The 5,015-nt window shown below is 64.3% G+C and carries 3 protein-coding genes; 1 reads left to right on the top strand and 2 read right to left on the bottom strand.

Annotation, left to right across the window (positions count from 1 at the left end; translation table 11 throughout):
- Positions 1-22: 22 nt before the first annotated feature.
- Complete coding sequence (locus ACE04F_RS15785) at positions 23-1,207, bottom strand: thiolase family protein (protein ID WP_486108083.1); 1,185 nt, start codon at positions 1,205-1,207, stop codon at positions 23-25.
- Between the two features lie 106 nt (positions 1,208-1,313).
- Positions 1,314-2,825 carry a polyphosphate:AMP phosphotransferase gene (gene pap / locus ACE04F_RS15780; RefSeq protein ID WP_486108081.1) on the bottom strand — a complete coding sequence of 504 codons (1,512 nt, stop codon included), beginning with the start codon at positions 2,823-2,825 and terminating at the stop codon, positions 1,314-1,316.
- Positions 2,826-2,975: 150 nt separating this feature from the next.
- Here pap and mnmC point away from each other — a divergent pair, with 150 nt between their 5' ends.
- A complete protein-coding gene (gene mnmC, locus ACE04F_RS15775) occupies positions 2,976-4,958 on the top strand; it encodes a bifunctional tRNA (5-methylaminomethyl-2-thiouridine)(34)-methyltransferase MnmC2/FAD-dependent 5-carboxymethylaminomethyl-2-thiouridine(34) oxidoreductase MnmC1 (protein WP_486108079.1) in 1,983 nt (660 codons plus the stop codon).
- The last annotated feature ends 57 nt before the right edge of the window (positions 4,959-5,015 follow it).

Here is a 5,015-nt window from a genome sequence, read left to right as displayed (position 1 = left end):
CGCCAGAAGGCTTGGGCGGCGCTTATCTGACCGCCTCGAACAGCCCCGTCGCCCCCATCCCGCCGCCCACGCACATGGTCACGATGCCGTAGCGCAGGCGGCGCCGTTGCAACTCCCGCACCAGATGCCCTACCTGCCGCGAGCCGGTCATGCCGAACGGGTGGCCGATGGAAATCGAGCCGCCGTTGATGTTGTATTTTTCGTTATCGATCTCCAACCGATTGCGGCTGTACAGGCACTGGGACGCAAACGCCTCGTTGAGCTCCCACAAATCGATATCGCTGATCTGCAAACCCTTGGCCTTGAGCAATCTGGGCACCGAGAACACCGGGCCGATGCCCATCTCGTCCGGCTCGCAGCCGGCCACGGTAAAGCCGCGGAAAAAGGCCTTGGGCTTGAGCCCCAGCGCCAGGGCTTTTTCCAGGCTCATCACCAGAGTCATCGAGGCGCCGTCGGATAACTGCGAAGAGTTGCCCGCCGTTACCGAGCCGTCCTCGGCGAACACCGGTTTCAGCCCGGCCAGGCTTTCGTAAGTGGTATCGGGGCGGTTGCAATCATCGCGCTCAACCACGCCGTCAACGATCTGCACCGCACCAGTGGTCTTGTCCTCGACCCGGTACTTCACGGCCATCGACACGATTTCATCGTCGAACAACCCGGCTGCCTGGGCTCGGGCCGTGCGCTGCTGGCTCTGCAAGGCGTAGCGGTCCTGCTCCTCACGGCTGACCTGGTAACGGCGCGCGACGATCTCGGCGGTCTGGCCCATCGGGAAGTAGATCCCCGGCAGCTGCTCCTTGAGCAAGGGATTGATCAGGTTGTCGGTGTTGACGCTTTTCATCGTCAGGCTGATGGATTCCACGCCACCGGCGACAATGATCTCGCTGCAGCCGGAGGCGATCTGGTTGGCGGCGATGGCGATGGCTTGCAGGCCCGAGGAACAGAAGCGGTTCAGCGTCATCCCGGCCGTGCCGATGCCCAGCTGCGAGAGCACCGCTACGTTGCGCCCGATGTTGTAGCCTTGGGCGCCTTCATTGGAGCCGGCGCCGACGATGCAGTCCTCGACGCTGGCCGGGTCGATGTCGTTACGCGCCAGCAACGCGTTGACGCAATGAGCCGCCATGTCGTCCGGGCGGGTCATGTTGAACTTGCTGCGAAAGGACTTGGCCAGGCCGGTCCGTACGCTGTCGACGATCACCACTTCACGCATCGCGGATACCTCATTGTTGTTATCGGTTCAGGAGTGGATTCGAGGATAAATCCAGCCCATAACCGAACGCGACAATCATTCACCCCGCGTATGCGCCGCCATCGGCCTATTTCTTTTTGCGCGCCTGCCTGGCAGAACGTTCGAACGCGGCCTCCAGCGCGTCGTTGAGCGTACGCAAGACCTTGACCCGGGCCCAACGCTTGTCATTCGCTTCGACCAGGGTCCACGGTGATATTTCGGTGCTGGTGCGATCAACCATGTCGCAGACCGCCGACCGATAGGCATCCCACTTGTCACGGTTGCGCCAATCGTCCTCAGTGATCTTGAAACGCTTGAAGGGGATTTCCTCGCGCTCCTGGAAGCGCTTCAATTGGGTCTCCTTGTCGATGGCCAGCCAGAACTTCACTACCACCACGCCGGCATCGGCCAGCTGTTCTTCGAAGTCGTTGATTTCACCGTAGGCCCGCAGCCAATCGGCGCGGCTGCAAAAGCCTTCGACCCGCTCCACCAGCACCCGCCCGTACCAGGAGCGGTCGAACATGGTGAACTTGCCCCGCGCCGGAATGTGCCGCCAGAAACGCCACATGTAGGGATGGGCGCGCTCCTCCTCGGTGGGCGCGGCAATCGGCACGATGCTGTACTGACGCGGATCGAGCGCCGCCGCGACCCGACGGATCGCCCCACCCTTGCCCGCCGCGTCGTTACCTTCGAACACCGCCACCAGGGCATGCCGACGCATGCGTTTGTCCCGCAGCAGCCCGGCGAAGCGGGCCTGCTCGGTGATCAACTGCTCCTCATAATCGGCCTTGTCCAGGCGTAGCGTCATGTCGAGGCTGTCGAGCAAGGTCACTTGGTCGTCCAGTGCCGGCAACGGCGCCACGTTGACCTTCTCCGGGCTGATCTTCGGTCGGTCCAGGGCCTGGCGCAGCCCTTCGAGCAAAATCTGCCCGACCGCCAGGCTGCGATAACAGGCATCCACGCCCTCGATCACATGCCAGGGTGCGTAGTCGCGACTGGTGCGGCGCAGCACGCGCTCGCCGTATTTGACGAACTTGTCGTAGGTCTGGGATTGCTGCCAGTCCAACGGACTGATACGCCAGCTGTGCAAAGGGTCGTCCTTGAGATTTTTCAGACGGGCCTTCATCTGCTTCTTGGAGAGGTGGAACCAGAACTTGAAGATCAGCGCGCCTTCATCGCAGAGCATCTTCTCCAAGCGCTCGGCGCCGTTGATCGCCTGATCGAGCCGCGGGTCCTTGAACTCGCCATGCACTCGCCCCTGGAGCATCTGGCTGTACCAGTTGCCAAAAAAGATCCCCATCCGCCCCTTGGCCGGCAGCATCCGCCAATAGCGCCAGGCCGGCGGCCGCGCCAGTTCCTCGTCGGTCTGCTGGTCGAAGGTGCGCACCTCGATCAGCCGCGGATCCATCCACTCGTTGAGCAGCTTTATCGTCTCGCCCTTGCCCGCGCCTTCGATGCCGTTGATCAGGATGATCACCGGGAAGCGGCCTTGCTGATGCAACTCGTACTGAGCTTCGAGCAACGCTTCACGCAATGCCGGCACCTCGGCTTCATAGGTTTCTTTGTCGACGACGTGACCGATTTCAGCGGATTCGAACATGGACAGCTCCTTCCAGGAATGGGGCAAGACTAGCGGATTGGATACGCCGCTGCGCAGCAGATTCCCTTCAGACGTGCCCACGCTTGCCGTGGATCAAGCATTGCCGCGCTGATCGGCTAGAATGGCCACCTTGTTTTGACCGAGCCCACCATGACGCCCATCCAGCACCACGCCCAACTCGACTGGGATGACCAGGGTCGCCCCCGCTCCCGGGTTTTCGGCGACGTGTATTTCTCCGACCGCTCGGGCCTGGAGGAAACCCGCTACGTGTTCCTTGCGCAGAACAACCTGGCCGAGCGTTTTGCCGGGCTGGCGGAGCACGGACGGCTGGTGATCGGCGAAACCGGATTTGGCACCGGGCTGAATTTTCTCTGCGCCTGGCAGCTTTTCGAAGAATGCGCACCGACCGGGGCGCGCTTGCATTTCGTCAGCGTCGAAAAATTCCCCCTGAGCCCCGAGGATCTGCGTCGAGCCCTGGCCCTGTGGCCGGAGCTCAAGCGCCAGGCTGATCAATTGCTTGAGCAGTACGTCGCGATTCACCAAGGCTTCCAGCGCATGACCCTGGCGGGCGGGCGAGTGACATTGACCCTGTTGATTGGCGATGCCCTGGAGCAACTGCCGCAGCTGGACGGACAGATCGACGCCTGGTTCCTTGACGGTTTTGCCCCGGCGAAAAACCCGGAGATGTGGACCGCCGAGCTGTTCGCCGAACTGGCGCGGCTGGCAGCCCCCGGCGCCACCCTCAGCACCTTCACCAGCACCGGTTGGGTGCGCAGGCTGCTCAATGCGGCGGGCTTCAAGATGAAGCGCACCCCGGGCATCGGCCACAAGTGGGAAATTCTCCGTGGGGTATTTCTCGGTTGGCCGGACCAGGTGCCCAAACCCGCCCCGGCCAAACCCTGGTACGCGCGCCCCGCCCCGCCGGCTGGCGAACGCCATGCGCTGGTGATCGGCGGCGGCCTGGCCGGTAGCGCCAGTGCAGCGAGCCTCGCGGCCCGCGGCTGGCGGGTGACCTTGCTGGAGCGTCACGCCGGGTTGGCCGAGGAAGCGTCCGGCAACCCCCAGGGCGTGCTGTACCTCAAGTTGTCGGCCCACGGCACGGCGTTGTCGCAGATGATCCTCAGCGGTTTCGGCTACACCCGGCGCCTGCTCGAAAACCTGCAACGCGGCCTCGACTGGGACGCATGCGGAGTCTTGCAGCTGGCTTTCAACGAGAAGGAAGGCGAGCGCCAGCGCCAACTGGCCGAGGCGTTTCCAACCGGTCTGCTGCGAATTGTCGATCGCGCCGAAGCCGAGGTGCAGTCCGGCATCGGCCTGGCCGGTGGCGGCCTGTTCTATCCCGAAGGCGGCTGGGTACACCCGCCAGCCCTGTGTCGCTGGCACGCTTCGGCGGCGGCGATTGACGTGCAGCCACATCGCGAGGTGCTTGAACTGCGGCGCGTCGACGGCCAATGGCAGGCCTGGGATGGTAAACGTTGCCTGGCCAGCGCCCCGGTGGCAATCCTCGCCAGCGCCGCCGAGATCAAACGCTTCGAACCGGCCGCCGAGTTACCCCTCAAGCGCATTCGCGGGCAGATCACCCGCCTGGCGCAAACCGCCCGCAGTCAAAGCCTGGCGACAGTGGTCTGCGCCGAAGGCTATGTGGCGCCGTCGCGAATGGGCGAGCACACCCTGGGCGCCAGCTTCGATTTCCACAGCGATGACCTGACCCCCACCGCCGCCGAGCACGCCGGCAACCTGCGAATGCTCGAAGAAATCTCCCACGACCTGGTGGACCGCCTGAACGCCGACACCCTTGATCCGCAGCGCCTCGAAGGCCGCGCGGCGTTCCGTTGCACCAGCCCCGACTACCTGCCGATTGTCGGACCGCTGGCTGACAGCCGGGCGTTCGTCGAAACCTACGCGGCCCTGGGCAAGGACGCCCGCCAAGTGCCCGATACGCCGTGCCCCTGGCTCGACGGCCTGTACGTCAACAGCGGCCACGGCTCGCGAGGTCTGATCACCGCGCCGCTGGCCGGCGAGCTGATCGCCGCCTGGCTGGACGATGAACCCCTGCCGCTACCGCGAAGCGTTGCCGAGGCCTGCCACCCGAACCGGTTTGCCTTGCGGGCGGTGATTCGGGGCAAGGCCTGACGCCAATCGACGATTTGCCATCTCCCCCCTGTGGGGGGGGGGGGGGGGGGGGGGGGG

This window comes from Pseudomonas sp. AGC41 (assembly GCF_057334555.1).
Note: the sequence above shows the minus strand (reverse complement) of the source record. Positions and strands in the feature narration are given on the sequence as shown.

Excerpts from the sequence above, each read along its gene's own strand:
- ACE04F_RS15785 (WP_486108083.1), bottom strand. The coding sequence starts at position 1,207 with ATGCGTGAAGTGGTGATCGTCGACAGCGTACGGACCGGCCTGGCCAAG.
- pap (WP_486108081.1), bottom strand. The coding sequence starts at position 2,825 with ATGTTCGAATCCGCTGAAATCGGTCACGTCGTCGACAAAGAAACCTAT.
- mnmC (WP_486108079.1), top strand. The coding sequence starts at position 2,976 with ATGACGCCCATCCAGCACCACGCCCAACTCGACTGGGATGACCAGGGT.